We start from the raw sequence: 25040 nt of genomic DNA on the forward strand, positions 1-25040 counted from the left end.
ATGAACACATCGGAACAGGATCGCTGGTCACGCGTGAAGAATCGGCTGCGCTCGAACGTAGGCGAAGACGTCTATACGAGCTGGTTTGCGCGCATGGACCTCGAAGGCGTGCAGGACGAAAGCGTGCGGCTCTCGGTGCCGACCCGATTCCTGAAGAGCTGGATCCAGGCCCATTATGCCGAGCGTGTGCTCTCGTGCTGGCAGGCCGAGATGCCCGAAGTGCATCGCATCGATCTCACCGTCCGCTCCGCGGTGCGCCCGGTGGTGCAGCCGAAGGAAGCGCCCGCGCCGGTCGAGACGCGCCGCGCCCCCGCGCCGGAATTGCGCTCGACCGCGACCGCGCCGGTCTCGGCCAATCATGACGCGCTCGGCGGCTCGCCGCTCGATCCGCGCCTCACCTTTGCAAGCTTCGTCGTCGGCCGCTCCAACACGCTGGCGCATGCCGCCGCGCGTCAGGTCGCCGAAGGTCGCCGCGGCGACCCCGTGATGTTCAACCCGCTCTACATCCATGCCGGCGTCGGCCTCGGCAAGACGCATCTGTTGCAGGCCGTGACCTGGGCCGGCAATTCCGGCAACGAGCGCAAGGTGCTGTATCTCACCGCGGAAAAGTTCATGTACGGCTTCGTCGCCGCGCTGAAGACGCAGACGGCGCTCGCCTTCAAGGAAGCGCTGCGCGGCATCGACGTGCTCGTCATCGACGACCTCCAGTTCCTGCAGGGTAAGTCGACGCAGGCCGAGTTCTGTCACACGCTGAACGCGCTGATCGATGCCGGCCGCCAGGTCGTGATCGCAGCCGACCGTCCGCCGTCCGATCTGGAAAGCCTCGACGACCGCGTGCGCTCGCGTCTCGCCGGCGGCCTCGTGGTCGAGATGGGTTCGCTCGGCGAGGAGCTGCGCCACGGCATTCTCAAGTCGCGCGTCGCAGCCGCCCGCGCCCATCACGCCACCTTCGACGTGCCGGAGGAGGTGCTGCATTATCTGGCGCGCACCATCACCCATAACGGACGCGACCTCGAAGGCGCGATCAACCGCCTTCTTGCTCATTCGAAACTCAACAACCAGCCGGTGACGCTGGAGATGGCCGAGCGCGAGGTGCGCGACCTGGTCCGGCCGCAGGAGCCGAAGCGGATCAAGATCGAGGACATCCAGCGCGTGGTGGCGCGGCAGTATAATGTCAGCCGCTCCGACTTGCTGTCCTCGCGCCGCACGGCCAACGTGGTCCGGCCGCGCCAGGTGGCGATGTACCTTGCCAAGACGCTGACCCTGCGCTCGCTGCCCGAGATCGGCCGCCGCTTCGGCGGACGCGACCACACCACGGTGCTGCACGCGGTGCGCAAGATCGAGGCCCTCGTCTCCAAGGACAATGCGCTGTCGGAGGAAGTGGAATCGCTGAAGCGCCAGCTTCAGGAATAAAGGCCTAAGCCTGCCGCCATCCTCCCGCCGCCCTGGCCATGCCCGGGCGGCGGTTTCGTTTGGGCGGTAAATCGTGGGAATCGTGCGGAACCACCTCCCAATCCCTTGAATCCGGGGGCCATCCGCGCCACCTTGCGCGACCCTGACGGCTTTGGTCATATCGGCTGGATGATCCGGCTTTCCGGGGTTTTCGGTGCCGTGGCGCGCGTCCCGCCGCCCGGCCTTTCCAACGCTGGTGTTTCCTAGGGGATCGGGCGAGTAGTGCAATGAAGGTTACGGTCGAACGCGCGCAACTGCTGAAGTCGCTGGGCCATGTCCACCGCGTGGTCGAGCGCCGCAACACGATTCCGATCCTCGGCAACGTGCTGGTGCGGGCCGAGAACGCGAAATTGTCGCTGAAGGCGACCGACCTCGATCTTGAGGTGACGGAGACGCTGCCTGCGGAAACCGCGACCGCGGGCTCGACCACGGTGCCGGCGCACATGTTCTACGACATCGTGCGCAAGCTGCCTGATGGCTCGCAGATCGTGCTGGAGGCCGACGGCGACCGCGCCGTGCTGGCGATCCGCGCCGGCCGCTCGCGCTTCACGCTGCAGACCCTGCCGGAGAATGATTTCCCGGATCTCGCCGCCGGCGACATGTCGCATTCGTTCAATCTCGCCGCCAAGGACGTCAAGCGGCTGATCGACCGCACTCAGTTTGCGATCTCGACCGAAGAGACGCGTTATTATCTCAACGGCATCTATCTGCACGCCGCGGGCACCGCGAAGGCGGCCACCCTGCGCGGCGTCGCCACCGACGGCCACCGCCTCGCCCAGCTTGATCTGGTCCAGCCCAAGGGCGCCGAGGGCATGCCGGGCGTGATCGTGCCGCGCAAGACCGTCGGCGAGGTGCAGCGCCTGATCGAGGACACCGAAGCCGAGATGACGATCGAGCTGTCGCAGGCCAAGATCCGCTTCACCATCGGCAATGTGGTGCTGACCTCGAAACTGATCGACGGCACCTTCCCCGACTACGGCCGCGTCATCCCGCAGGGCAATGACAAGGAGCTGATCGTCGACAAGAAGGATTTCGAGAACGCGGTCGACCGCGTCTCCACCATCTCGAGCGAGCGCGGCCGCGCGGTCAAACTGTCGCTGTCGGCGGGCAAGCTGGTGCTGTCGGTGACCAATCCGGATTCCGGCAGCGCGACCGAAGAGCTCGAGGTCGAATACGCCTCCGACGCCCTCGATATCGGCTTCAACTCCCGCTATCTGCTCGACATCGCCGCCCAGATCGAGGGCGACGTCGCAACCTTGAGGCTCGCCGATCCCGGCTCCCCGACGCTGGTGCAGGACAAGGACGACAAAAGCGCGCTGTACGTGCTGATGCCGATGCGGGTGTAATATCTACCGGCTTTCTTCGCACTGACTACATGTGTCATGGCCGGGCGTAGCCGTCCGAAGGACGGCGTCGCTTCGCTCGCCTATGTCCCGGCCATCCACGTCTTCGGCGCCAAGAACGTGGATGCCCGGCACAAGGCCGGGCATGACGAAAAGCGGATCACATGACCCCCTCCCGCATTCATCGCCTGACGCTGACGCATTTTCGCAATTATCGGGCGGCCGGGCTCGAGACGGCGGCTGACATGGTGGCGCTGGTCGGGCCAAACGGGGCCGGCAAGACCAATTGCATCGAGGCGATCTCGTTCCTGTCGCCGGGGCGCGGCTTGCGGCGCGCCACGCTCGAAGATGTTGCCGACAACCAGGGCGACGGCTCCTGGGCGGTGTCGGCGCAGGTCGAGGGCGCGCTGGGGCTGGCGACGCTCGGCACCGGCATCGATCCGCCGCGCGCCGACAGCACGGTGAACCGGCGCTGCCGCATCGATCGCGAGCCGGTCAACTCGGCAGCATCGTTCGGCGATCATATCCGCATGGTGTGGCTGACGCCGGCGATGGACGGGCTGTTCATGGGCGCAGCCTCCGAGCGGCGGCGGTTCTTCGACCGCCTGGTGCTCGCGATCGACAGCGAGCATTCCAGCCGCATCAACGCGCTGGAACGCTCGCTGCGCTCGCGCAACCGCCTGCTCGAGACCCGCAATTACGACGATCATTGGTGTGACGCGATCGAGCGCGAGACCGCCGAGCTTGCGGTGGCGGTCGCCGCAACGCGCGGCCAGACCGCGGCGCGGCTGACCGGCATGCTCAACGCACGCGCGCAGGCCTCCGCGTTTCCGTCGGCTAGAATCGCGCTCGACGGCTGGATGGAGAATGCACTGCTCGACGAGACCGCGACTTCGGTCGAGGACCGCTACCGCCAGATCCTGCGCGACAACCGGCCGCGCGATGCGATCGCCGGCCGCACCACCGACGGCCCGCATCTGACCGATCTCCAGGTCGTCTATGCGCCGAAAAGCATGCCGGCGCGCGATGCCTCGACCGGCGAACAGAAGGCGCTGCTGATCGGCCTCGTGCTGGCGCATGCGAGCCTGGTCGCCGAGATGACCGGCATCGTGCCGCTGCTGCTGCTCGACGAGGTCGTTGCCCATCTCGATCCGAACCGGCGCGCGGCGCTGTTTGGCGAACTGCACAGGCTCGGCGCGCAGGTCTGGCTGACCGGTGCGGATCCGGCCGCCTTCACCGAGATCGGCGCGGGCGGCGAAGTCTTTGACGTCGAGAGCGGACAAGTCTCGGCCCGGCGCTAGACGGCGCCATTGAACCCGGCCGTTTTCCGCGGCGACTAGCCCTGTGAGGCCGCACCGACGCTGTCGCAGCCGCTCGCAAATCGCGCAATGACATCACGCGCGATATCCCTGCAAGATGCGGGACGGTAAGGCTCGGGGCGAAAATCCCGGCACGATGGCGGGCGTTCGTGTGCGGCCTCGCTCTTCTCGCAAGCTGCACGGGGGCCTTTCCAGGGCGTCTGGAGGTGCTCCTGGAACCAGCAAAATCCCGGCCTTTGAAGATCGGAAATGCCGACCGAATCGCGCTTTTCCCGACGTCCGGAATCGGCTTTCAAAAGCCTTGAAAATCGGCCTAAAAACCCTATCTCCTCAAAGGGTTGCGAGGGGATACTTTGCGCTAGGCGCAATCTCTCTTTCGTGGCACAAATAGCCTGCAAATCAGCGCCTTTTGCGCGGCTGATTCGGGCGACATCTCGAAGGCCTCTCATGACAGAACCTGCTCGGCAGACGCCTGCCGAAAACGAGCCCTCAAATCCGAGCGATTACGGGGCGGAATCGATCCGCGTGCTCAAGGGCCTCGATGCCGTGCGCAAGCGCCCGGGCATGTATATCGGCGACACCGACGACGGCTCGGGCCTGCACCACATGGTGTACGAGGTCGTCGACAACGCCATCGACGAGGCGCTGGCGGGCCACGCCACGCGCGTCGACGTGATCCTCAACGCCGACAATTCCGTCACCGTGCGCGACGACGGCCGCGGCATTCCGGTCGACATCCACAAGGGCGAAGGCATCTCGGCGGCCGAGGTCATCATGACCCAGCTCCATGCCGGCGGAAAATTCGACCAGAACTCCTACAAGGTCTCCGGCGGCCTGCACGGCGTCGGCGTCTCCGTCGTCAACGCGCTGTCGAGCAAGCTGGGCTTGCGGATCTGGCGCGACGACAAGGAGCACTACATCGAGTTCGCCCATGGCGATGCCGTGGCACCGCTCAGGGTCGTCGGCGACGCGCCCGGCAAGCGCGGCACCGAGGTGACGTTCCTGGCCTCGTCCGAGACCTTCAAGAACATCGAGTATGATTTCGCCACGCTCGAGCACCGACTGCGCGAGCTCGCCTTCCTCAATTCCGGCGTCAACATCGCCCTTTCCGACATGCGTCACGCGGTCGAGAAGCGCGAGGAGATGTACTATTCCGGCGGCGTCGAGGAATTCGTCAGATATCTCGACCGCAACAAGAAGGCGCTGGTACCGGCGCCGATCATGGTGCGATCGGAGGCCAACGGCATCGGCGTCGAGGCCGCGCTGTGGTGGAACGACAGCTATCATGAGAACGTGCTGTGCTTCACCAACAACATCCCGCAGCGCGACGGCGGCACCCATCTCGCCGGCTTCCGCGGCGCGCTGACGCGCCAGGTCAACGGCTATGCCGAGGCCAATGCGAAGAAGGAAAAGATCGCGCTGACCGGCGACGACTGCCGTGAAGGCCTCACCGCCGTGCTGTCGGTGAAGGTGCCCGATCCGAAATTCTCGTCGCAGACCAAGGACAAGCTGGTGTCCTCGGAAGTGCGTCCCGTGGTCGAGAACGTCCTCAACGAGGCGCTCCAGGCCTGGTTCGAGGAACATCCGAGCGAAGCCAAGATGATCGTCGGCAAGGTGATCCAGGCCGCCGCCGCGCGTGAGGCTGCGCGAAAGGCGCGTGAGCTGACCCGCAAGAGCCCGCTCTCGGTCTCCTCGCTGCCCGGCAAGCTTGCCGACTGCCAGGAGAAGGATCCGGCCAAGTCCGAACTCTTCATCGTCGAGGGCGATTCCGCAGGCGGCAGCGCCAAGCAGGGCCGCAACCGCGAATTCCAGGCGGTGCTGCCGCTGCGCGGCAAGATCCTCAACGTCGAACGCGTTCGTCCAGACACGATGTTGAAAAGCGAGCAGATCGGCACTCTGATCACCGCACTCGGCACCGGTATCGGCGACGAGTTCTCGATCGACAAGCTGCGCTATCACAAGATCATCGTGATGACGGACGCCGATGTCGACGGCGCCCATATCCGCACACTGCTGCTCACCTTCTTCTACCGGCAGATGCCCGACATCATCGACGGCGGCTATCTCTATATCGCCCAGCCGCCGCTCTATAAGGTCGCGCGCGGCAAGTCCGAGCAATATCTGAAGGACGAGCGGGCGCTGGAAGATTATCTGATCGACGCCGGGCTCGACGATTGCGTGTACATCCCCGGCACCGGCGGCGATCGTTCCGGCCGCGACCTGCGCCAGCTGGTCGACGACGCCCGCGTGGTCCGCAGCATCCTGCGCAATTTGCACAGCCGCTACAATCGCAAGGTGATCGAGCAGGCCGCCATCACCGGCGTGCTGAACAAGGCGATCTACGGCAATCCCGAGAAGGCCGCCGCAGCCGCGCAGTACATCGCGAGCCGGCTGGACAGCCAGGCCGAGGAAGTCGAGCGCGGCTGGGTCGGCCAGTTCGTCGAGGGCCAGGGCTTCCTGTTCGAGCGCACCGTGCGCGGCGTCAAGGAAGCGGCCATGATCGACGATGCGCTGCTCGGCTCGGCCGAGGCCCGCAAGCTCGACGAGTTCACGACCAAGCTCCAGGACGTCTACGCCCGCTCCGGCAAGCTGCGGCGGAAGGACACCGAGCACGTGGTCCACGGCCCGGTCGATCTGTTCGAGGCGGCCACCGACTTCGGGCGCAAGGGCATCGCCCTGCAGCGCTACAAAGGTCTCGGCGAGATGAACCCGGAGCAGCTCTGGGAGACCACGCTCGACACCGAGGCGCGGTCGCTTTTGCAGGTGAAGGTCAAGGAGGTGGACGAGGCCGACGACATCTTCACCAAGCTGATGGGCGACGTGGTCGAGCCGCGCCGCGACTTCATCCAGGAACATTCGCTGAGCGCAACGATCGATATCTGAGGCTTGCTCGCCTCTCCCGCTTGCGGGACAGGCCGACGCGCTCGCAGAGCGCGGCGGGTGAGGACTCTCTCTTCGCGAGGATACTGTCCGGAGATTTCGACAATCCCACTGCGGAAGCACCCTCTCCCCCGCCCTCGCCTGCAAGCGGGGAGGGAGCACACCTCCTTCGTGGCAGCCATCAAGGTCGAATTGCTACCGCACTCGTTTCTCTGTATTTTCCGCTTCCGAAGCAGCCCGCCCCAACCGTACCAGGACGGAGAGACCTCAGTGGCGCCCATCCAATACATCGTCGAGGGCGGTCACCGGCTCTCGGGCTCGATCGAACCGTCCGGCAACAAGAATGCGGCACTGCCGATCATCGCGGCGGCCCTGCTCACCGAGCATCCGGTGACGCTTGAGAACGTGCCGCGGATCCGCGACACCGAGACGCTGGTCGAGCTGATCCGCTCGGTCGGCGCGGCGGCAGAATGGACCGAGCGCAATACGCTTCACATCCACGCCAAGAGCATCCGCGCCGCCGATCTCGACCCCGAACTGTGCGTGCGCATCCGCGCCTCGATCCTGCTCGCCGGTCCCCTGCTGGCCCGCTGCGGCGAATTGATGCTGCCGCCGCCCGGCGGCGACGTCATCGGCCGGCGCCGGCTGGACACGCATATGCTGGCGCTGGAGCAGCTCGGCGCAAAAGTCACTGCGACCGACCGGCTGGAATTCCGCTGCCCCAAGCTGACCGGCGCGGACGTGTTCCTGGACGAGCCCAGCGTCACCGCGACCGAGAACGCGCTGGTGGCGGCGGTCGCCGCCGATGGCGTCACCTATTTGCGCAACGCCGCCTCCGAGCCGCATGTGCAGGACCTCGCCCATTTCCTGGTCGCGCTCGGCGCCAGGATCGAGGGCATCGGCACCAACACCATGATCATCCATGGGCCGGCGACGCTGGGCGGGGCGAGCTACCGGATCCAGCCCGACCATATCGAGGTCGGCTCGCTGATCGGGCTTGCCGCGGTGACGCGCTCGCAGATTGGTATTGTGCGTGCCGGCGTCGAGCATCTGCGCTCGATCCGCATGGGTTTCGAGCGGCTCGGCATCGTCTGCCGCGTCGAGGGCGATGATCTCATCGTGCCCTCCAATCAAACATTGAAGATCCAGGACGATTTCGGCGGCCACGTGCCCAAGCTGGAGGACCAGCCATGGCCCGCCTTCCCGGCCGACCTGATGTCGATCGCGATCGTCACCGCCACGCAATGCGAGGGCGTGATCCTGATGTTCGAGAAGATGTTCGAATCGCGAATGTTCTTCGTCGACAAGCTGATCGCGATGGGGGCGCGTATCGTGCTCTGCGATCCGCATCGCGCCATCATCGCCGGCCCCAGCCGCCTGCGCGGCGCATCGATGATCTCGCCCGACATCCGCGCCGGCATGGCGATGCTGCTCGCCGCCGTCTGCGCCGAGGGGACATCCACGATCAACAACGCCGACCAGATCGAGCGCGGCTACGAGCGCATCGAGGAGCGCCTCAACGCGCTGGGCGCGAAGATCAAGCGGGTGCCTGAGAGGAAGGGCTGAGACGGCTCTTCCGTTCTCCCCTTGCGGAAGAAGATGGCATAGCGCTCCGCACATTGATCTCGTGCCCCGGACGCAGCACAGCACGTCAGTGATGCGCTGCTGAGCCGGGGCCCATACCGCGACATTGGTGTCCATGGCTTCTGGGTCCCGGCTCGCGCTTCGCGCGTCCGGGACACGAGAGCAGGGCCATGTTTTCGACGTGCGGCTGTGCTATGGCAGCCGCCATGCTCGATACCATGCAACATCAGCCGCAGCCGCAAGCCGGCGTGCCGCAAAACCATCTCGCGCTGGAATTCGCCGAGACGCTGCGGCTGGCCGTGCCGATGATGCTGACGCAGCTCGGGCAGATCGCGATGATCACGACCGATCTCGCGATGATCGGCCACCTCGGCGAGAGCGCGGTCGCAGCGGCCGCGCTGGCGCATACGGTTTATTTCGTCAGCTTCACCTTCGGGCTCGGCCTGATGTCGGCGGTGTCGCCGCTGGCCGCGCAGGCGTTCGGCGCCGGAGATGTCAGGCGCGTGCGCCGCGCCTTGCGCGTCGGGTTGTGGGTCGCGCTGCCGATCTCGCTGCCGATGATAGCCTCGCCGCTCTATGGCAAGCAGATCCTGATTGCGCTCGGACAGGCGCCGCAGTCCGCCGCGCTGGCGCAGCATTATCTGAATGGCCTCGCCTGGGGCATCGCGCCGGCGCTCGGCTTCGTCGCGCTGCGCAGCATGATGAGCGCGGTGAACCGGCCACAGGCGCCGCTGTGGATCACCGTTGCGGCGATCCCGGTCAATGCCGCACTGGTCTATTGCCTGATCCACGGCCTGTTCGGCCTGCCCGAGCTCGGCCTGTTCGGCGCCGGGCTGGCGACCACGCTGGTCAATCTCGGCACCTTCGTCGCCACGCTCGCCATCGCTGCATGGCGCAAGCCGTTCGCGGATTATCATCCGCTCGCCCATCTCTGGAGGATCGACTGGCCCTTGATGCGCCAGCTGATCGGGATCGGCGCGCCGATCTCGTTCTCGCTGCTGCTCGAATACGGCCTGTTCTCATCGGCGGCGCTGCTGATGGGGCTGATCTCGACCACGGCGCTCGCCGCGCACCAGATCGCGCTCCAGGTCACCGCCGTGCTGTTCATGGTGCCGCTCGGCATCGGCATGGCCGCGACGGTGCGGGTCGGCCACGCCTTCGGCCGTGACGACATGATCGGCGTCAGACGTGCGGGCGTCGTCGCTGCCGTGCTCGGCATCGCTTTCGTCGCGGCGTTGACCATCGGGATCATCCTCGGGCGCTATCAGCTCGGGCGGCTGTTCTTCGGCAGCAGCGAGGCCAGCGCGCCGACGGTCGAGCTGACCGCGACCCTGCTGCTGGTCGGCGCGACCTTTTTCATTGCGGACGCGCTCCAGACCATCATGGGCGGCGCGCTGCGCGGCATCAATGACACCAGGATGACACTGGTGTTCGCGGCGATCGGCTATTGGTGCATCGGCTTCCCGATCGCCTGGATGCTGGCCTTCCACGCCAATCTCGGCGCGGTCGGCGTCTGGATCGGGCTGTCGATCGGATCGTTCGTCTATGCGGGCCTCCTGATCTTGCGCTTCCGCATGCTGGCGCGCAGACTGGGGGGATGACAGGACCGGTTCGCGAAATCACTCCCGATGTCGATGTCGGCACGGTGCTATCAGGCGCGCAGTTCATCGACGCATTTCGTGTCGAGCTCGGCCCGAGGCAATTGAGTGCCCGCGAGGCCTGCACCCGAATGATGCTGCACGGGCCGCGCTGGATCGATGCGCTGACGCGCTTGCGCAACATCCTGGTGAAACCCTTCGGACTGAAGACATCGGGCGAAGGCGCTCCGGCTCCGCACGGGATGATCGGCCTATTTCCGGTGCTGAGCGAAACACCGGAGCGGCTGATCGCCGGTTTTGACGACTACCATCTCGATTTCCGCGTCGTGGTTGATGTCGCCGGCGACACAGCGGACCGGCGGGTGACATTGACCACGTTGGTGCGGACCAACAATCTGCTCGGGCGGGCCTATCTCGCGCTGATCATACCGTTCCACAAGCTCGTGACCCGCAGCATGATGGGAGACATCGCGGAGCCGGTGCGATGACGCTGTCCGTCAACCGTTCCAGGTCGCGGCCGTCCCATCAAGTCCGCACCGGCTGCCCGATTCCCAGCAAGTTGCCTTCGCTGTCGCGGAACCAGACACCCCGCTCACCAACGCCCTTGCTGGGATAATTCCCGGCGATCTCCGCAATTCCGTCGACGGTCTTCAGGCCGGGCAGGTCGTACTCCTCAAAGTGGACTCCCCGGGCGCGAAGCTCACGCACGGTTGCTTCGAGATCCTCGACTTCCCAACCCATCTGCGTGTGCGTGCCGGATTGCATTCCGGCTGAGACGAATAGCGCAAACTCGCCGCCGGCGCAGACGTAGTGGAGTCCGCCCGGACGCTCTTCAACCGGCTCAAGTCCGAGTTTCTCGGAGTAAAACGCTCGCGCGCGGTTCAGGTCTTTGGCCGGAAGCCGGGCTGCCACCTTCGCGTTCTCCAACATGGCCTTCCCTTTCTTCGTCTTAAGTTTGCCTACCAGTACTGCGACACAAGACGCAGCCGAACGTACTCGCTTCGTCCGCGAAAGCCGATGTTAAGAGGACACCCATTTGGCTCACTCCGCCACACGCGCAGGCTTGCCCCCCGACGCCTCCGACCATTCGCCCACCACGCGGTCGAGATCGCAGAGATTCTGGTGCATCTGCTCCAGCGAGAACCCGAGCGCGAAGAAGCGTTCGGCTGTGTCGGCGGGCTGGCCGCGGATCAGGCCGTCCTGGCGCACGGCGGCGACCGCCTCCGCGTAGTGCTGGAGCGCGACGTGGACGGGATGGATCGGCGGCGCGCCCGCGCCCTCGCGCAACGCCGCGGCGGCCGAACGCAGGAAGCATGCGATCACGGTGGAGACCTCCATCAGCGGCCCGGCAAGCCGCGTCTGCACTTCGGCCGGCAGCGGCACCACGGTGGAGCGGCCGATCATCACGACGTCATGGCGAAGCCGCAGCACCGTGCGCAGCAGCGGGCCGGTATCGGGGCCGCTCGACAGCCGCGCGGCGCGCTCACGCTCGGCTTCGGCGCCGATGGCATTCATGCCGACCATTGCGGTGCCGATGCCGTCCTGGATCCGGTGCAGCGCGTCGTTGTCGCGGCCGCGCGTGAGGCCTGCGAGCAGCTCGGTGAAAGCGTCCGCGATCAGCTCGAGCAGCCTGGCTGCGCTGGCACGGATCTGCCGCACCGCGCGCGAGGGCAGCACCAGGAACGAGACGAGCAGGCCGGTAACGGCCCCGACGCCGACCTCGCTGACGCGATCGATCGCCGAGGTCATGGGATCGGAATGATGCATGGTCGGCACCAGCAGCACGATCACGGCCGTGACCGTGGCGGCGCTGAGGCTCGGATTGACCGCGGCGATGAACGCGAGCGGAGCGACCGAGAGCACCAGCAGGCCGAGCAGGCCGGCCTCGCTGGAATAGGGGATCAGGATCGCGATGGCGCCGCCATAGATCGCGCCGCCGATGGTGCCGAGCATGTAGTCGCGCGTCGCCTTCAGCGAGCGGCCGACGCTCATCTGGGTCACGATCAGCGAAGTCAGGACCGCCCAGAGTGGCAATAGCAGATGCAGCGCGGTGGCGATCGCATAGGCCGCGGTCGCGGCCACCGTGACCCGGATCGCCAGCCCCAGTTGCGTCCGCCGCGACCGGAGCCGATCGAACACCTTCCCTGCGAATGCCATCGTCGAATGTCCCGATCCTCGTCAAGCCAAAGCATGGCTGGTGCCCGCGGCCCCACGGCCGCTTGAAAGGCCAAATCAGCCCGCCTAACCTGCGCGCCAAAACGAGGAAACACGATGGCCCACGAAACCGCAACGCTCGCCGCCTATGTCATCAATCTGAAATACCCGGATATTCCGGCACAGGTGCTCGATCGCGCCAAGGTGCTGACGCTGGACTTCCTCGGCAGCGCCATCCGGGCCCGCAGTGAGGCGGAATCGACCCCTTCGATCCTGAAGATGCTGGAGGCGCTCGCGCTCGACAGCAAGGGCCGCTCCACCGTGTTCGGCGATACCAAGACCTGGACGCCGGCGGTCGCCGCCCTCCTCAACGGCGCGCTCGGCCATTCCCTCGACTTCGATGATACGCACGCCGATTCCTCGCTGCATCCGAGCGCACCGGTGGTCCCGGCCGCCTTCGCCGTCGGCGAGATGGTCGGCGCCTCGGGCCGCGACGTGCTAACCGCGATCGTCGCGGGTTATGAAGTGTGCTGCCGGCTCGGCAACGCGCTCGATCCGACCTCGCATTATGCGCGCGGCTTCCATCCGACCGCGACCGCCGGCACCTATGGCGCGGCTGCGGCGGCCGGCAAGCTGTTCGGCCTCAGCGAGAAGCAGATCATCGCCGCGTTCGGCGTCTCCGGCAGCCAGGCCGCGGGCTCGCTGCAGTTTCTGGTCAACGGCGCCTGGAACAAGCGCTACCAAGTCGGCGCCGCCGCGATGAACGGCGTGATTGCCGCCACATTGGCGCGCAACGATTTCGTGGGATCGACGGAATCGGTCGAGGGCAAGCACGGCCTGCTCGCCGGCTACACCGACGATGCGCATCCGGACAAGGCGGTCGCCGAGCTCGGCAAGACCTACGAGACCATGAAGATCGGCGTCAAACCTTATCCGAGCTGCCGCTACACCCATGCCGCGATCGACGCGTTGATCGCGATGCGGCGCGAGCACAATCTGACGCCCGACCAGGTCAAGCGCGTCGAGATCGGCCTGCATCGCAACGGCATCACGCTGACCGGCGATGCCGCCACCAAGCGGCATCCGCGCTCGATCGTCGGCGGGCAGTTCTCGATGTTCTTCACCGGTGCCCTCGCCCTCGACCAGGGCTCGTTCGGCTGGGATGACTATCGCCGCCTCGGCGATGCCGCGATCGACGCGCTCGCCGACAAGTTCGACGTGGTGCAGGACGACCGGCTCGAGATCGGCCGCAGCCATCCGTTTGGCGCCCGCGTCAGCATCACGACGGATGACGGCGTGCATGAGCGGCTCTACGCCGATCCCTCGGGAGAGCCGACATCTTTCCCGGATACGCAGGCCATGCAGCAGAAATTTTTGACCCTGGCGCGCCCAGTGCTGAACGCGCGGGCGGAGAAATTTGCCGATGCGATCATGACGCTGGAGCGATTCGACCGCGTGGCGCAGGCGACGGAGTTGGGGAGATAGACCAGCGCCACAGCGCGCTGCTTACCCTCCCTGGAGGGATCCGGGACGAGCGTAGCTCGCCCGTGGGTCGCTACGCATGCCGCGAAGCGAAATGCGTAGCGGGGTGGGGTGACGGTCTCTCCATCTCCAACAGCGCCCGTGTGGAGAGATCACCCCACCCCGCTCGCGCTGCGCGCGATCGACCCTCCCCCTCCAGGGGAGGGCAAGTGCTTCCGCCGTCAATTCATCCCCGCCAGCTTCCCCTTCTCGCGCGTTGCCGCAATCACATCCCGCACCAGATCGAACACGCCGTCGGCTTCCGGCGGCCAGTTCGGCGAGCGGCCCATCCGCACGATCACCAGCTTCTCCGACGGAATCACGATGGTGTACTGCCCGATCGTGCCTTTGGCGAAGAACGCATCGCGGGGCCAGCCGTGCTCGATACGGAAGTTTGCGCCAAAGCTGTCGCCCTGATTGGTCCAGAAGCCGGCGCCGATGCCGACCCAGGCATTTGGCGTGGCCGTCGCGGAATAGTTCACCCAACCTTCGGGCAGGATGCGCTTGCCGCCGGCGACGCCATCGTTGAGGTAGAACTGGCCGAAGCGCGCCCAGTCGCGCGCGGAGGCCAGCATCTCGCCGGAGCCCTCGATCGTGCCTGAGGCATCGAGCTGGAGCGTGACGTGGCGCATGCCAAGCGGGCCAAACAATTCGCGGCGCGCGAAAGCAAGCGCATCGCTGGGCTTGCCGCCGGCGACCTCACGCAGCAGATGCGCAAGAATGAGGAAATTGCCGTCGTGATAATTCCATGCCGTGCCTGGGGCCGTCGCAAGCGGCGCGCGTTCGGCAAAGCTCGCCATATCGTCCTTGGCGTATTTCATGGTGTTGACCGGTTCGAGCACGGAGCCGAGCGAGGCCTGCAACGAACTTCCGAGCGCAATGCCGGCGGTGTGACGCAGCAACTGGTCGACAGTGATGGCATGGCGCGGATCATCGGGATTTTGCCAGGCGGCAATTGGCGCGGGTCCGTCGAGCTTCAGCTTGCCCTGGCGCACGAGAATGCCTGTCAGCGCCGAGATCACCGACTTGGTCATGGAGAAGCCGAGCAGTTGGGTCTCCGGCCCGACACCGTCGGCGTAGCGCTCGGCGATGATGCGGCCGGCCTTCATGACGACGATCGCGCGGGTGCGCCGATAAGGTGGCTGCGCGGGCTCGGCGAAGGCGCGGTCGAGCGCGGCAGCCAGGCCTTCACTTTGCGGGGCGACGATATCAGGGCCGGCGATTTCAGAGAGCAACGCCGGCTGCTTGTCGTCAGGTGGCAACGCGGCGTCGGCGACCCCCTGGCCGTGCTCGAGCGTGCAACCGAGCCCCTGGCGATAGATGGCATGGCTGCGGCCGATGCCGAACAGGCTCACCGTGACATCCTTGCGGGCGCGATCGGCCCGAAAATCCATCGCCCAGGTCAGAAGACTCGCACCCGGCATCGCATCGATGGTTTCGGCGAGGTCGCGCTGGGGATCGAGGCCGGAGACGAAGATCTCCGAACAGAGCGTGTGGGCGATGAAGCCGGTGGCAACCTTGGGCACGTCACGCGCCCGCGCGGCACCGAAGGCGAGGCCGGTACAGGCAATGGCAGTGCTGAGGAGGAGGATTTTGCGGCGGCGGGTCACAGGCTTTCTCCGGCTATGGGGCGAATGCGGGAGAACAGACCGGATGCGGGCGACGCGCGCTCGCCGGATTTGGAAATCGGCCTAGCTGAAAGCAGATCGGGCTCATCGATTCTGAAAAAACTCAGTTCTTTCAGGTCCTTGGAATTTGGCCCCGACGGCGATGGGGTCTACTCCCTCTCCCCGTTCTTACGGGGAGAGGGTCGGGGTGAGGGGCCTCTCTCCGCGAACGAGATCACCGTGAGACCTGTACCCCCTCACCCGAATTCGATGTGCGATCGAATTCGACCTCTCCCCGCAAGCGGGGAGAGGTTAAGGACCGTCACGCCGCATTCACCTTCAGCCGCCGATATTCTGTCGGCGTCACGCCGGTCACCGCCTTGAAGGCGCGGTTGAACGGGCCGAGGGACTGAAAGCCGGCGTCCATCGCGATGGTGATGACGGGAACCTCGGCCTGGGTGGGATCGGCCAGCGCCGCTTTGGCTTCCTCGATCCGGTGGTTGTTCAAGAACACATTGAAGTTGCGGTAGCCGAGCCGCTGGTTGATCAGCCGCCGCAGCCGGTATTCGGGAATTCCAAGCTTCGTGGCGAGCGTGCCGATAGTAATGTTGTCGTGGCGATAGATGCGCTCGTCAGCCATCAGCCGCATCAGCGCATCGACCAGCTTCTGATCCGCGCCGGAATCCGCGGCAACGGCGGCAGGGGGGGGAAGGTTTGCCGCGGCTTCGACTGGCGCCGGAAACAAATCCGCGGTATTGACCTGCATCATCGCATAGCAGATCGCGGCGACGAGACCGGCGAGAACGGCCGCGTTCGCGACATTGGCGATCGCGGCGTTATCCCGGCCCCATATCGATATCTGCAGCAGCACATTAACGCCGCCATAGAGCAAGGCTGCACTGACGATGAATACCCGCACATTGCGCCGGCGCTCGACCAGATCGGCCGACCAGGAAGTAACGGTCTGGGCTATCGCCAGCAGGATGAAGCAAAGCGCCAGCAGATTGACCACGATAATCGCCGGACGGCCGTGGACCGCCGGCGCGATCCACAGGCAACTGACCAAACTGTAGGCCGAGACCGCCGCCCAGATCAGCGCGTGCCACCAGCGCAGCACGAATGAATCGTCAAGCAACGCGCGGGTGAACAGCCACAGCACCACGGCATCGCCGGTCGACAGCGCGATCAGCGGCGCACGCCATATCGAGACCGGCGCGGTCGAGCCGATCTCCGAAGTGACGGCGTGCGCGATCGTCCCCAGCGCCAGCGCAATGGTGAGGCGTCCCGCCACGCTATGGCGGAAGTCGCGCAGCAACGAGGCCGCCAGCATCAGCAGCAGCGCCACGGTCGCGGCACGCAGGGCAAGTTCCATTGCAGCAAAAGTCATCGGGCGATGCGATCGGTCGCGGTTGAAAACAGCCGAACATCGTTCGTCAGACACTTTTTTTCAAGGACCGTCTGCGCGGCGGCTAGCGCCCCGCCCTCAACTGTCATCGCCCGGCCAGTGCGCAATTGCGCACTAGGCGGGGAATGACAGCGGAGTATGGGTCGGCCTTTGTCGCGACGACGACGGTAATTCCTGCTACGATCGGCGAAATTCAGAAGGAGTCCCATCATGAGCTGGCAACCCTCCAACGATCCCGTGCTCGGCGATCCCATGTCCTGCGATGCGCTCGATCTCGTCATTGTCCCGCGCACGCGCGATCTCGGCGATGGGTTCGCGGTGCGCCGCGCGCTGCCGCATGGCAAGCGGCAGATGGTCGGGCCCTTCATTTTCTTCGACCATTTCGGGCCGGTGCAGTTCGTCTCCGGCAAGGGCATGGACGTGCGGCCGCACCCGCATATCGGGCTCGCCACCGTCACCTATCTGTTCGACGGCGCGATCATGCATCGCGACAGCGAAGGCAACGTCCAGGAGATCGCGCCCGGCGCAATGAATTTGATGACGGCCGGGCGCGGCATCGCCCATTCCGAGCGCACGCCGGACGCGCAGCGCGCCACGGGCCAGAAGATGCTGGGCCTGCAAAGCTGGATCGCTTTGCCGGCCGGCTCGGAAGAGATCGCGCCGTCATTCCAGCACTATGCGGCGGGCGATTTGCCGATGATCTCCGAGCGCGATTTCACCGCGCGGGTGATCGCGGGCTCGTCGTTCGGCATCGCCTCGCCGGTCTCGATGGTGTCGCCCTGGTTCTACGCCGAGGTCACGGCCGTTGCGGGCGCGAGCGTGCCGCTCGACCCCGATCACGAGGAGCGCGCGATCTACGTCGTCGACGGCGAGGTCGAGATTGCGGGCGAGCGCTATGAAGGACCGCGCCTCCTGATCTTCCGGCCCGGCGACCGCATCACCGTGAAGGCGCTGAAGGCGACGCGGATGATGTTTCTCGGCGGCGATGCGCTGGAGGGGCCGCGCCACATCTGGTGGAATTTCGTCTCCTCCAGCAAGGAGCGGATCGAGCAGGCCAAGCAGGACTGGAAAACCGGTCGCTTCGCCGCGGTTCCGCAGGAACATGAGTTCATTCCGCTGCCGGAATAGGCTAATCCGGTTTCCGGCCGTGTCATCAGGCGCGGCCGGATGACTTGCCCGAAAGCTTTGCCGATGACCATCATGCTCTCCAGCAACCTGCCGCTGCCCAAGATCGGCCGCGGCAAGGTGCGCGATATCTACGCCGTCGACGACGACCGCCTGCTGCTCGTCACCACCGACCGTATCAGCGCCTTCGACGTCGTGATGGGCGAGACCATCCCGATGAAGGGCGCGGTGCTCACGCAAATCAGCGCGTACTGGTTCAATGAGCTCGAAGGCGTCGTGCCGCATCACATGATCAGTGCCGACACCGACGAGATCATCGCGGCCGTGCCGGCCCTGAAGCCGCACCGCGCCGAGATTCTCGGCCGCGCCATGCTGTCGCGCCGCACCACCGTGTTTCCGATCGAATGCGTGATACGCGGCTATCTCTCAGGCTCGGCCTGGAAGGAATATGCTAGCTCCGGCACGCTCGCGGGCGAGAAGCTGAAAGCCGGCCTCGTCGAGAGCGAGAAGCTGGAGCCCTCGATCTTCAGCCCGGCGACCAAGGCCGAGAGCGGCCACGACGAGAACATCACCATCGCGAAGATGCGCGAGGTGGTCGGCGACGAGGTCGCCTACACGCTCGAGAGCATGACGCGCGCGATCTACACGCTCGGCGAGGAGCTCGCGCGCGAGCAGGGCATCATCATCGCCGACACCAAATTCGAATTCGGCCGCGACAAGGACGGCCGCATCATCCTGATCGACGAAGTGATGACGCCGGATTCGTCGCGCTTCTGGGCGGTCGACGCCTACAAGCCCGGCCAGCCGCAGGCCAGCTTCGACAAGCAACCCTTGCGCGACTATCTCGACCTCGAGCGCCACGCCGGCCGCTGGAACGGCGAGGCCCCGCCCCCGCCGCTGCCGGCGAGCGTGGTGGAAGCCACCAGCAAGCGGTATCTGGAAGCGTATCGACGCGTGACGGGGAAAGAGCTCAAGATCTAGCCCGGCCGCTTGACCGGCCATTCACGTCCCGCGGGCCGCATTCCCACCGCAGCGACAAAACTGTCGGATACTTCATAGTTGCAAGAATCCTGTTGCGCTACGCTCGCGTTCGTCTACGTCTCGGACGGGAATATTCATGAGCGAGTGTCACGGGGTGACAGACCCAGCAATTGGCTTCGATCCGGTCACGGGGGTCAGTCCGTCCGTCAAGCGTGCGCTGAATGATATCTTGGGTGGAGCCGCGGCGAGCGTCCTGACCGTCACCTTCGGTCTCTCCTACGCCCTGCTGATCTTCGCCGGCCCACTCTCGCCCTTTCTGGCCTACGGGATCGCGGCGACCTTCATCAGCTCCGCCGTGCTGGCCGCCATCGTGGCGCTCGGCAGCTCCCTGCCGTTCGCGATTGCCGCTCCCGACAGCTCGACCGCCGCGGTGACGGGCATTCTGGCGGCCTCGCTGGTCGAACGGGTCGTGGCGGCCAATCCGGGCGCGCCGCTGCTCTCGCCGGTCCTGATCACGCTCGGCCTGTCGACGGTGCTGACCGGCGTGGCGCTGTGCGGATTGGGCCTGACGCGGATGGGCCGCGCCATCCGCTACGTACCCTATCCCGTGGTCGGCGGCTTCCTCGGCGCCACCGGACTGCTTATCCTCATGGGCGCGATCCGGGTGATCACCGACCATCCCGTGGAGTTCGCGACGCTGACGCGCCTCGCCAACGGCATCGCACTGTCGGAGCTGGGCGCCGCCTGCGCCATGGCGCTGGTGCTCTACCTGACCTGGCATCGCTCGCGCGGCCCGTTCGGGCTGCCGATCATCCTGATCGGGGGCGTGCTCACCGCGCATCTGGCGTTCTGGATCACGGGCGTCTCGCTTACAGAGGCCCGTGCGCTGGGCTGGACCTTCCAACCGCCGCCGCAAGCGGCGTTCATGGTGCCCTGGCACGTCGATGGATTGATCCACTATCCCTGGTTCGCCGTGCCTGATTTGCTCGGCAATCTCGTCGCCGTCATTTTCGTGACCGCGTCCAGCACGCTGTTCAACACGACGGGAATCGAGGTGGCCGTGCATCGCGAGGCCAATCTCGAGCGCGAGCTCAACGTCACCGGCACCGCCAACATGCTGACCGGCGTGCTCGGCGGCTATGCCGGCTGCATCTCGGTCAGCCGCTCGGTGCTGAATTTCTCGAGCGGCGGCCGCGGACGGCTGTCCGGCCTCACGGTCGCGGCGCTATCGCTGTTGATGCTCGCGGTCGCGCCGGAGCTGCTCGGCTTCATCCCGAAATTCGTGCTCGGCGGCCTGCTGCTCTATCTGGGCGCCGACCAGCTGCACAAATGGATCATCGAATCGCGCAAGCGGCTTTCGAAGCTGGAATACCTCTCCCTGATCGCCATCATCGCAATCATCGTGGTCTGGGGTTTCGTTCCGGGCATCCTGATCGGCGTCATCATCGGCTGCGCCACCTTCGCGTTCAGCGCGGCGCGGGTCGAATCGATCAAGTACAGTTTCGACGGCTCGGAATATCGCTCCTCGCTCGACCGCTCGCGCGACGATCAGGAGGTGCTGCTCGCCCATGGTGGCAAGATTCAGGGCCTGAACCTGCAGAGCTATCTGTTCTTCGGCTCCGCCAACCGGCTGTACCAGCACGTCAAGCAACTGCTCCAGGAGCGGCCGGAGTGCCGCTATTTGCTGTTCGACTTCAAGCTCGTCACCGGCGTTGATTCGTCGGCGGCCTACAGCTTTGCCCAGATCAAGCGCAGCGCGGCCGATCTCGGGGTCGAGCTGATCCTGGTGCATCTGTCAGCCGCGGCCGAGAAGGTGCTGCGCTCCAGCGATTTCGTCGGCGAGGGCGTCGTCATCATTCCCGAGCTCGATCATGCGCTGGAATGGTGCGAGAACGAGCTGATCTCGCAGCATCAGGGCCTGGCGCAGGAAGAGGCCAGCCTGCGCGACTGGTTCGCAGACATCCTCGACAGCGAGGACGACGCCGACGCGCTGATCCGCCGCTGCCAGCGCATCGAAGTTGCCGCCGGCGAGGTCATCGTGCAGGCCGGTGACCCCGCCGATTCCATGCATTTCATCCTCGAGGGCCGGGTCGGCATCATGGTCCCCGCCGAGGACGACCGCACCACGCGCGTGCGTAGCCTGGGGCGCTACACCACGATCGGCGAGATGGGCCTGGTGTCACAGGCCCCGCGCAGCGCGACAATCCAGGCTGAGGTCGACAGCGTGCTCTATGTGCTGAACACGCACCAGTTCGAGGCGATCAAGGACGAGGACCCTGCGCTCAGCCACAAGCTGCTGACCTATTTCGTGTCGGTCATGGCCGAGCGGCTGACGTTTGCGAATCGGACGATTGCGGTGTTGAGGCGGTAGTACGCAGCTAGCCTCGTCATTGCGAGGAGCTCTTGCGACGAAGCAATCCAGGCTGTCCCGGTGGAAAGATTCTGGATTGCTTCGCTTCGCTCGTAATGACGTGGAGAGATACCGGCGGCCTCACACCCCCGCCATCATCACGTATTTGATCTCGACATATTCTTCCATGCCGTGACGCGAGCCTTCACGACCGAGGCCGCTTTCCTTGACGCCGCCAAAAGGAGCGACCTCGGTGGTGATCAGGCCGGTGTTGACGCCGACCATGCCTGACTCCAGCGCTTCGGCGACGCGCCAGACGCGGCCGAGATCGCGCGAGTAGAAGTAGGAGGCGAGGCCGAACGGCGAGGCGTTGCACATCGCGATCACGTCGGCCTCGTCCTTGAAGCGGATCACCGGCGCGAGCGGGCCGAAGGTCTCTTCCTGTGACACCAGCGAATCCGCCTTGACGTCGGCGAGCACGGTCGGCTCGAAGAAGGAGCGCCCGAGTTCGCTGCGCTTGCCGCCGGTGACGATTTTGGCGCCGCGCTTGACGGCATCGGCGATATGACGCTCGACCTTGTCGACCGCCTTCATGTTGATCAACGGACCCTGCGTGACGCCGCTCTCGGTGCCGTCGCCGATCTTCATCGCCGCGACCTTCGCCGACAGCTTCTTGACGAACTGGTCGTAGATCTTGTCCTGGGCGTAGATGCGATTGGCGCAGACGCAGGTCTGGCCCATGTTGCGGTATTTCGAGACGATGGCGCCTTCGACGGCAGCATCGATGTCGGCGTCGTCGAACACGATGAACGGCGCATTGCCGCCGAGCTCGAGGCCGAGCCGTTTCACGCCGACCGAGGCCTGCTGGTAGAGGATCTTGCCGACCGCGGTCGAGCCAGTGAAGCCGACGAAGCGCACCGCCGGATGTTCGCACAGCACCTTGCCAATCGGCGGTGCGTCACCGGTGACGATGTTGAGCACGCCCTTGGGGATGCCGGCCTTCTCCGCAAGCACGGCCAGCGCCAGCGCCGACAGCGGCGTCTCGTTGGCGGGCTTGAGCACAACGGTGCAGCCGGCGGCCAGCGCCGGCGACACTTTTCGGGTGATCATCGAGTTCGGGAAATTCCACGGCGTGATCGCACCGCAGACACCGATCGGCTGCTTGATCGCGAGCAGCCGCGCATCGGGCCGCTGCGTCGGGATGGTCTCGCCATAGACGCGGCGAGCCTCTTCGGCGAAGAACTCGATATAGGCGGCGCCGATGTCCACCTCGCCGAGCGCCTCAGACAGCGGCTTGCCCTGCTCGGAGGTGAGGATCAGCGCGAGGTCCTCGCGGTTGGCGATGATCAGCTCGAACCATTTGCGCAAGATGTTGGAGCGCTGTTTTGCGGTGTGCTTGGCCCAGGCCGGAAACGCACGCTCGGCGGCTTCCACGGCCTTGGTGGTGTCGTCCGCGCCAAGCTGCGGGACTTTTGCCAGCTCGACACCGGTCGCGGGATTGTTGATCGCAAAGACCGGCGTGCCGACCCAGGCGCCGTCGATGTAGCAGGCCTCCTTCAGCAGCGAAGGGTCCTTCAACCGATCGCGCAGGGTGGCAGTTGCTTGCGGGGTGCGTGCGGCGGCGGTCGGGGTCATGGCGTTGCTCCCTAAGGCGATCGGATCGGCCCGGAATATAGGGGCAGACGGTGCGCAATGCACCGTCCCGCAATGCACATCTGATGGGAGTTAAACTCGGAGCCGCGGATTTACGCCGCGCCACTCAGATAGGTTTCGCGCCGGCCGATCATTCGTTCGGCCGCTGCCTTGGCGTCGGCCTTCGAGGAGGTCGCACACGTCCGGTATTCGAGATCTGGAACGTCAGAGGTGTCGCGGCGGCCGAACCAGGATTTCGAGCCGACCGGCAGCAGCGCCAGGGCCTGCGCGAGATTGTCGACCGCGCCGAACGAATACAGCGCGCCGGTGCCGGCGATGCGAACCTCATAGATGCCGGGCGAGATCGGCGCCTCCAGATTGTCGCCCCGTCCGGGACGGGGATAGCGCTTCCACTCGCTCCAGGTCGAAATCATCTGAGGTCCCCCCTCGCGGTCGCGCGGCGACCGCCAAATTTGCATCAAGTTTGAATGTCGACGCCGATCGGGCCATGTGCTGAACGCCGCAACGCACAAAATGTTTCAAGTGCTTCAAACCGTGAAAACATATCGCCTGAGCCCATCCAGGGTCACGGCTGGGCCATCTACCGCAGATTGTGACGGAGTGTTGCAGCTCAACTACCATGTCGTCCTGCGCCGACAGCGCTCCGTCAAGTCACGACATCGCGACCGACGCGGGCATCTCGACGCGCTTGCCGCGCAGAGCGCGCAGGAGGACAATCGATCACTTCCAACAATAATCAAACCGGAGGAAACGCGCATGCAAAGCCAAGCCGAGATCGACGAGATCCTACGCCAGAAGTGCGACAAGGAAATTCCCGGCGTCGTCGCGATCGCTGCGAGCGGCAGCGACATGTTGTATCACGGTGCATTCGGCAAACGCGATTTGTCGAAGCCCCACGCAATGACCGAGGACAGCGTGTTCTGGATCGCCTCGATGACGAAGGCGGTGACGACGGCCGGCGCGATGCAGCTGGTCGAGCAGGGCAAGCTGTCGCTGGACGCGCCGATCGGCGAAGTGCTGCCCGACCTCGCCAAGCCGCAGGTGCTCGAAGGCTTCGACGCTGCGGGTGAGCCGAAGCTGCGGCCGGCGAAGGGGCCGATCACGCTGCGCCAGCTCATGACCCACACCGCCGGCTTCTGCTACAACATGTGGAACGGCGATCTTGCGGTCTATCTGGAGAAGACCGGCATTCCCGCCATCACCACCTGCCAGAACGCGGCGCTGAAGACGCCTGTCATGTCCGATCCCGGCACGCGCTGGGAATACGGCACCAACATCGATTTCGTCGGCAAGGCGGTGGAAGCCGTCAGCGGCAAGCGGCTGGATGCTTATCTGCGCGACAATCTTTTTGCTCCACTCGGAATGTCTGACACCGCTTTCAAGATCACCGACGACATGCGCAGGCGCCTGGTCGGCATGCATGCACGCGGCGAAGACGGCCAGCTCGCATCGATCCCGTTCGAGCTCGAACAGGAGCCGGAATTCCACATGGGTGGCGGCGGCCTCTATTCGACGGCGGCCGACTACATCAAGTTCACCCAGATGATCCTCAACAAGGGCCGCGGCAACGGCAACCAAGTGCTGAAGGCCGAGACGGTCGCGACGATGGGGCAGAACCACATCGGCGATCTCGCGATGGGCAAGATGACCACGGCAGCGCCGATGTACACCAACGACGTCGATCTCTACCCGGAGCAGGTGAAGAAGTGGGGCCTCAGCTTCATGATCAACACCGCCCAGACGGCGGAAGGCCGCAGCGCCGGCAGCCTCGCCTGGGCTGGCCTTGCCAATACCTACTACTGGATCGACCCTGCGCGCGATGTCACTGGCGTGATCCTGATGCAGCTGCTGCCATTCGCCGATGCAAAATGCCTGGAGGCGTTCGCGGGATTCGAGCGCGGTGTCTATGCCGGGCTCGATGCCGGCAGCGGGCAGAAGGCGGCGTGAAGGGGCTGGGTGCTCTCGCTACACGAGGACTGTCATTCCCCGCGAAAGCGGGGAATCCAGTACGCCGCAGCTTCTCGATAAACCACTGACGTCTCGGCGTACTGGGTTGCCCGGTCAAGCC

At 65.4% G+C, this 25040-nt stretch carries 19 protein-coding genes; 13 read left to right on the forward strand and 6 right to left on the reverse strand.

Annotated features, from left to right (window positions below):
• The 8 genes from dnaA to JJB99_RS00035 all read left to right on the forward strand — a co-directional run bounded on the left by dnaA (position 1) and on the right by JJB99_RS00035 (position 10664).
• Entirely contained in the window at positions 1-1413 is a 1413-nt protein-coding gene (dnaA, locus tag JJB99_RS00005) for a chromosomal replication initiator protein DnaA (protein WP_200496808.1), read from the forward strand.
• Between the two features lie 266 nt (positions 1414-1679).
• Positions 1680-2798 (forward strand): DNA polymerase III subunit beta, encoded by a 1119-nt coding sequence (dnaN, locus tag JJB99_RS00010; protein ID WP_200496809.1) that lies wholly within the window; start codon positions 1680-1682, stop codon positions 2796-2798.
• Between the two features lie 36 nt (positions 2799-2834).
• Positions 2835-2963, forward strand: coding sequence for a hypothetical protein (locus JJB99_RS36635; RefSeq protein WP_283816009.1), 129 nt, complete (start codon positions 2835-2837; stop codon positions 2961-2963).
• On the forward strand, positions 2960-4096 hold the full coding sequence (recF, locus tag JJB99_RS00015; RefSeq protein WP_200496810.1) for a DNA replication/repair protein RecF: 1137 nt from the start codon (positions 2960-2962) through the stop codon (positions 4094-4096). The genes JJB99_RS36635 and recF overlap by 4 nt, the downstream gene beginning before the upstream one ends.
• 465 nt (positions 4097-4561) lie before the next feature.
• The gene (gyrB, locus tag JJB99_RS00020; RefSeq protein WP_200496811.1) at positions 4562-6997 is read left to right on the forward strand and encodes a DNA topoisomerase (ATP-hydrolyzing) subunit B; all 2436 of its coding nucleotides are present in this window, start codon (positions 4562-4564) and stop codon (positions 6995-6997) included.
• A gap of 267 nt (positions 6998-7264) precedes the next feature.
• Positions 7265-8560: a UDP-N-acetylglucosamine 1-carboxyvinyltransferase gene (gene murA, locus JJB99_RS00025; RefSeq protein WP_200496812.1), complete on the forward strand. Its 1296-nt coding sequence runs from the start codon at positions 7265-7267 to the stop codon at positions 8558-8560.
• Between the two features lie 224 nt (positions 8561-8784).
• A complete protein-coding gene (locus JJB99_RS00030; protein WP_200496813.1) occupies positions 8785-10179 on the forward strand; it encodes an MATE family efflux transporter in 1395 nt (464 codons plus the stop codon).
• Positions 10176-10664 (forward strand): DUF2867 domain-containing protein, encoded by a 489-nt coding sequence (locus tag JJB99_RS00035; protein WP_200496814.1) that lies wholly within the window; start codon positions 10176-10178, stop codon positions 10662-10664. The genes JJB99_RS00030 and JJB99_RS00035 overlap by 4 nt, the downstream gene beginning before the upstream one ends.
• A 37-nt stretch (positions 10665-10701) precedes the next feature.
• On the opposite strand, the gene JJB99_RS00040 is transcribed toward JJB99_RS00035, so the two are convergent.
• Both JJB99_RS00040 and JJB99_RS00045 read right to left on the reverse strand, forming a co-directional pair.
• Positions 10702-11106: a VOC family protein gene (locus JJB99_RS00040; protein WP_200496815.1), complete on the reverse strand. Its 405-nt coding sequence runs from the start codon at positions 11104-11106 to the stop codon at positions 10702-10704.
• A gap of 111 nt (positions 11107-11217) precedes the next feature.
• Positions 11218-12333 carry an FUSC family protein gene (locus tag JJB99_RS00045; protein WP_200496816.1) on the reverse strand — a complete coding sequence of 372 codons (1116 nt, stop codon included), beginning with the start codon at positions 12331-12333 and terminating at the stop codon, positions 11218-11220.
• 114 nt (positions 12334-12447) lie between these two features.
• On the opposite strand from JJB99_RS00045, the gene JJB99_RS00050 reads away from it, so the two are divergent.
• The gene (locus JJB99_RS00050) at positions 12448-13815 is read left to right on the forward strand and encodes an MmgE/PrpD family protein (protein WP_200496817.1); all 1368 of its coding nucleotides are present in this window, start codon (positions 12448-12450) and stop codon (positions 13813-13815) included.
• 218 nt (positions 13816-14033) lie between these two features.
• Here JJB99_RS00050 and JJB99_RS00055 read toward each other — a convergent pair whose 3' ends face one another.
• On the reverse strand, positions 14034-15461 hold the full coding sequence (locus JJB99_RS00055) for a serine hydrolase domain-containing protein (protein ID WP_200496818.1): 1428 nt from the start codon (positions 15459-15461) through the stop codon (positions 14034-14036).
• A 319-nt stretch (positions 15462-15780) separates the two neighbouring features.
• The gene (locus JJB99_RS00060) at positions 15781-16845 is read right to left on the reverse strand and encodes a helix-turn-helix domain-containing protein (RefSeq protein ID WP_200496819.1); all 1065 of its coding nucleotides are present in this window, start codon (positions 16843-16845) and stop codon (positions 15781-15783) included.
• A 228-nt stretch (positions 16846-17073) separates the two neighbouring features.
• Between JJB99_RS00060 and JJB99_RS00065 the strand changes: the two genes are divergently transcribed.
• The 3 genes from JJB99_RS00065 to JJB99_RS00075 all read left to right on the forward strand — a co-directional run bounded on the left by JJB99_RS00065 (position 17074) and on the right by JJB99_RS00075 (position 21340).
• Positions 17074-17991, forward strand: coding sequence for a pirin family protein (locus JJB99_RS00065; protein ID WP_200496820.1), 918 nt, complete (start codon positions 17074-17076; stop codon positions 17989-17991).
• 63 nt (positions 17992-18054) lie between these two features.
• Positions 18055-18969: a phosphoribosylaminoimidazolesuccinocarboxamide synthase gene (locus tag JJB99_RS00070; RefSeq protein WP_200496821.1), complete on the forward strand. Its 915-nt coding sequence runs from the start codon at positions 18055-18057 to the stop codon at positions 18967-18969.
• 154 nt (positions 18970-19123) lie between these two features.
• On the forward strand, positions 19124-21340 hold the full coding sequence (locus JJB99_RS00075) for a SulP family inorganic anion transporter (RefSeq protein ID WP_200496822.1): 2217 nt from the start codon (positions 19124-19126) through the stop codon (positions 21338-21340).
• Between the two features lie 120 nt (positions 21341-21460).
• Here the strand turns inward: JJB99_RS00075 and JJB99_RS00080 are convergent, their stop codons facing one another.
• Complete coding sequence (locus JJB99_RS00080) at positions 21461-22954, reverse strand: NAD-dependent succinate-semialdehyde dehydrogenase (protein ID WP_200496823.1); 1494 nt, start codon at positions 22952-22954, stop codon at positions 21461-21463.
• Positions 22955-23064: 110 nt separating this feature from the next.
• Positions 23065-23385 (reverse strand): hypothetical protein, encoded by a 321-nt coding sequence (locus JJB99_RS00085; protein ID WP_091898185.1) that lies wholly within the window; start codon positions 23383-23385, stop codon positions 23065-23067.
• Positions 23386-23728: 343 nt separating this feature from the next.
• Between JJB99_RS00085 and JJB99_RS00090 the strand changes: the two genes are divergently transcribed.
• Positions 23729-24919 carry a serine hydrolase domain-containing protein gene (locus JJB99_RS00090; RefSeq protein ID WP_200496824.1) on the forward strand — a complete coding sequence of 397 codons (1191 nt, stop codon included), beginning with the start codon at positions 23729-23731 and terminating at the stop codon, positions 24917-24919.
• Positions 24920-25040: the final 121 nt, after the last annotated feature.

Source organism: Bradyrhizobium diazoefficiens, from assembly GCF_016616235.1.
Lineage (GTDB): Bacteria > Pseudomonadota > Alphaproteobacteria > Rhizobiales > Xanthobacteraceae > Bradyrhizobium > Bradyrhizobium diazoefficiens_H.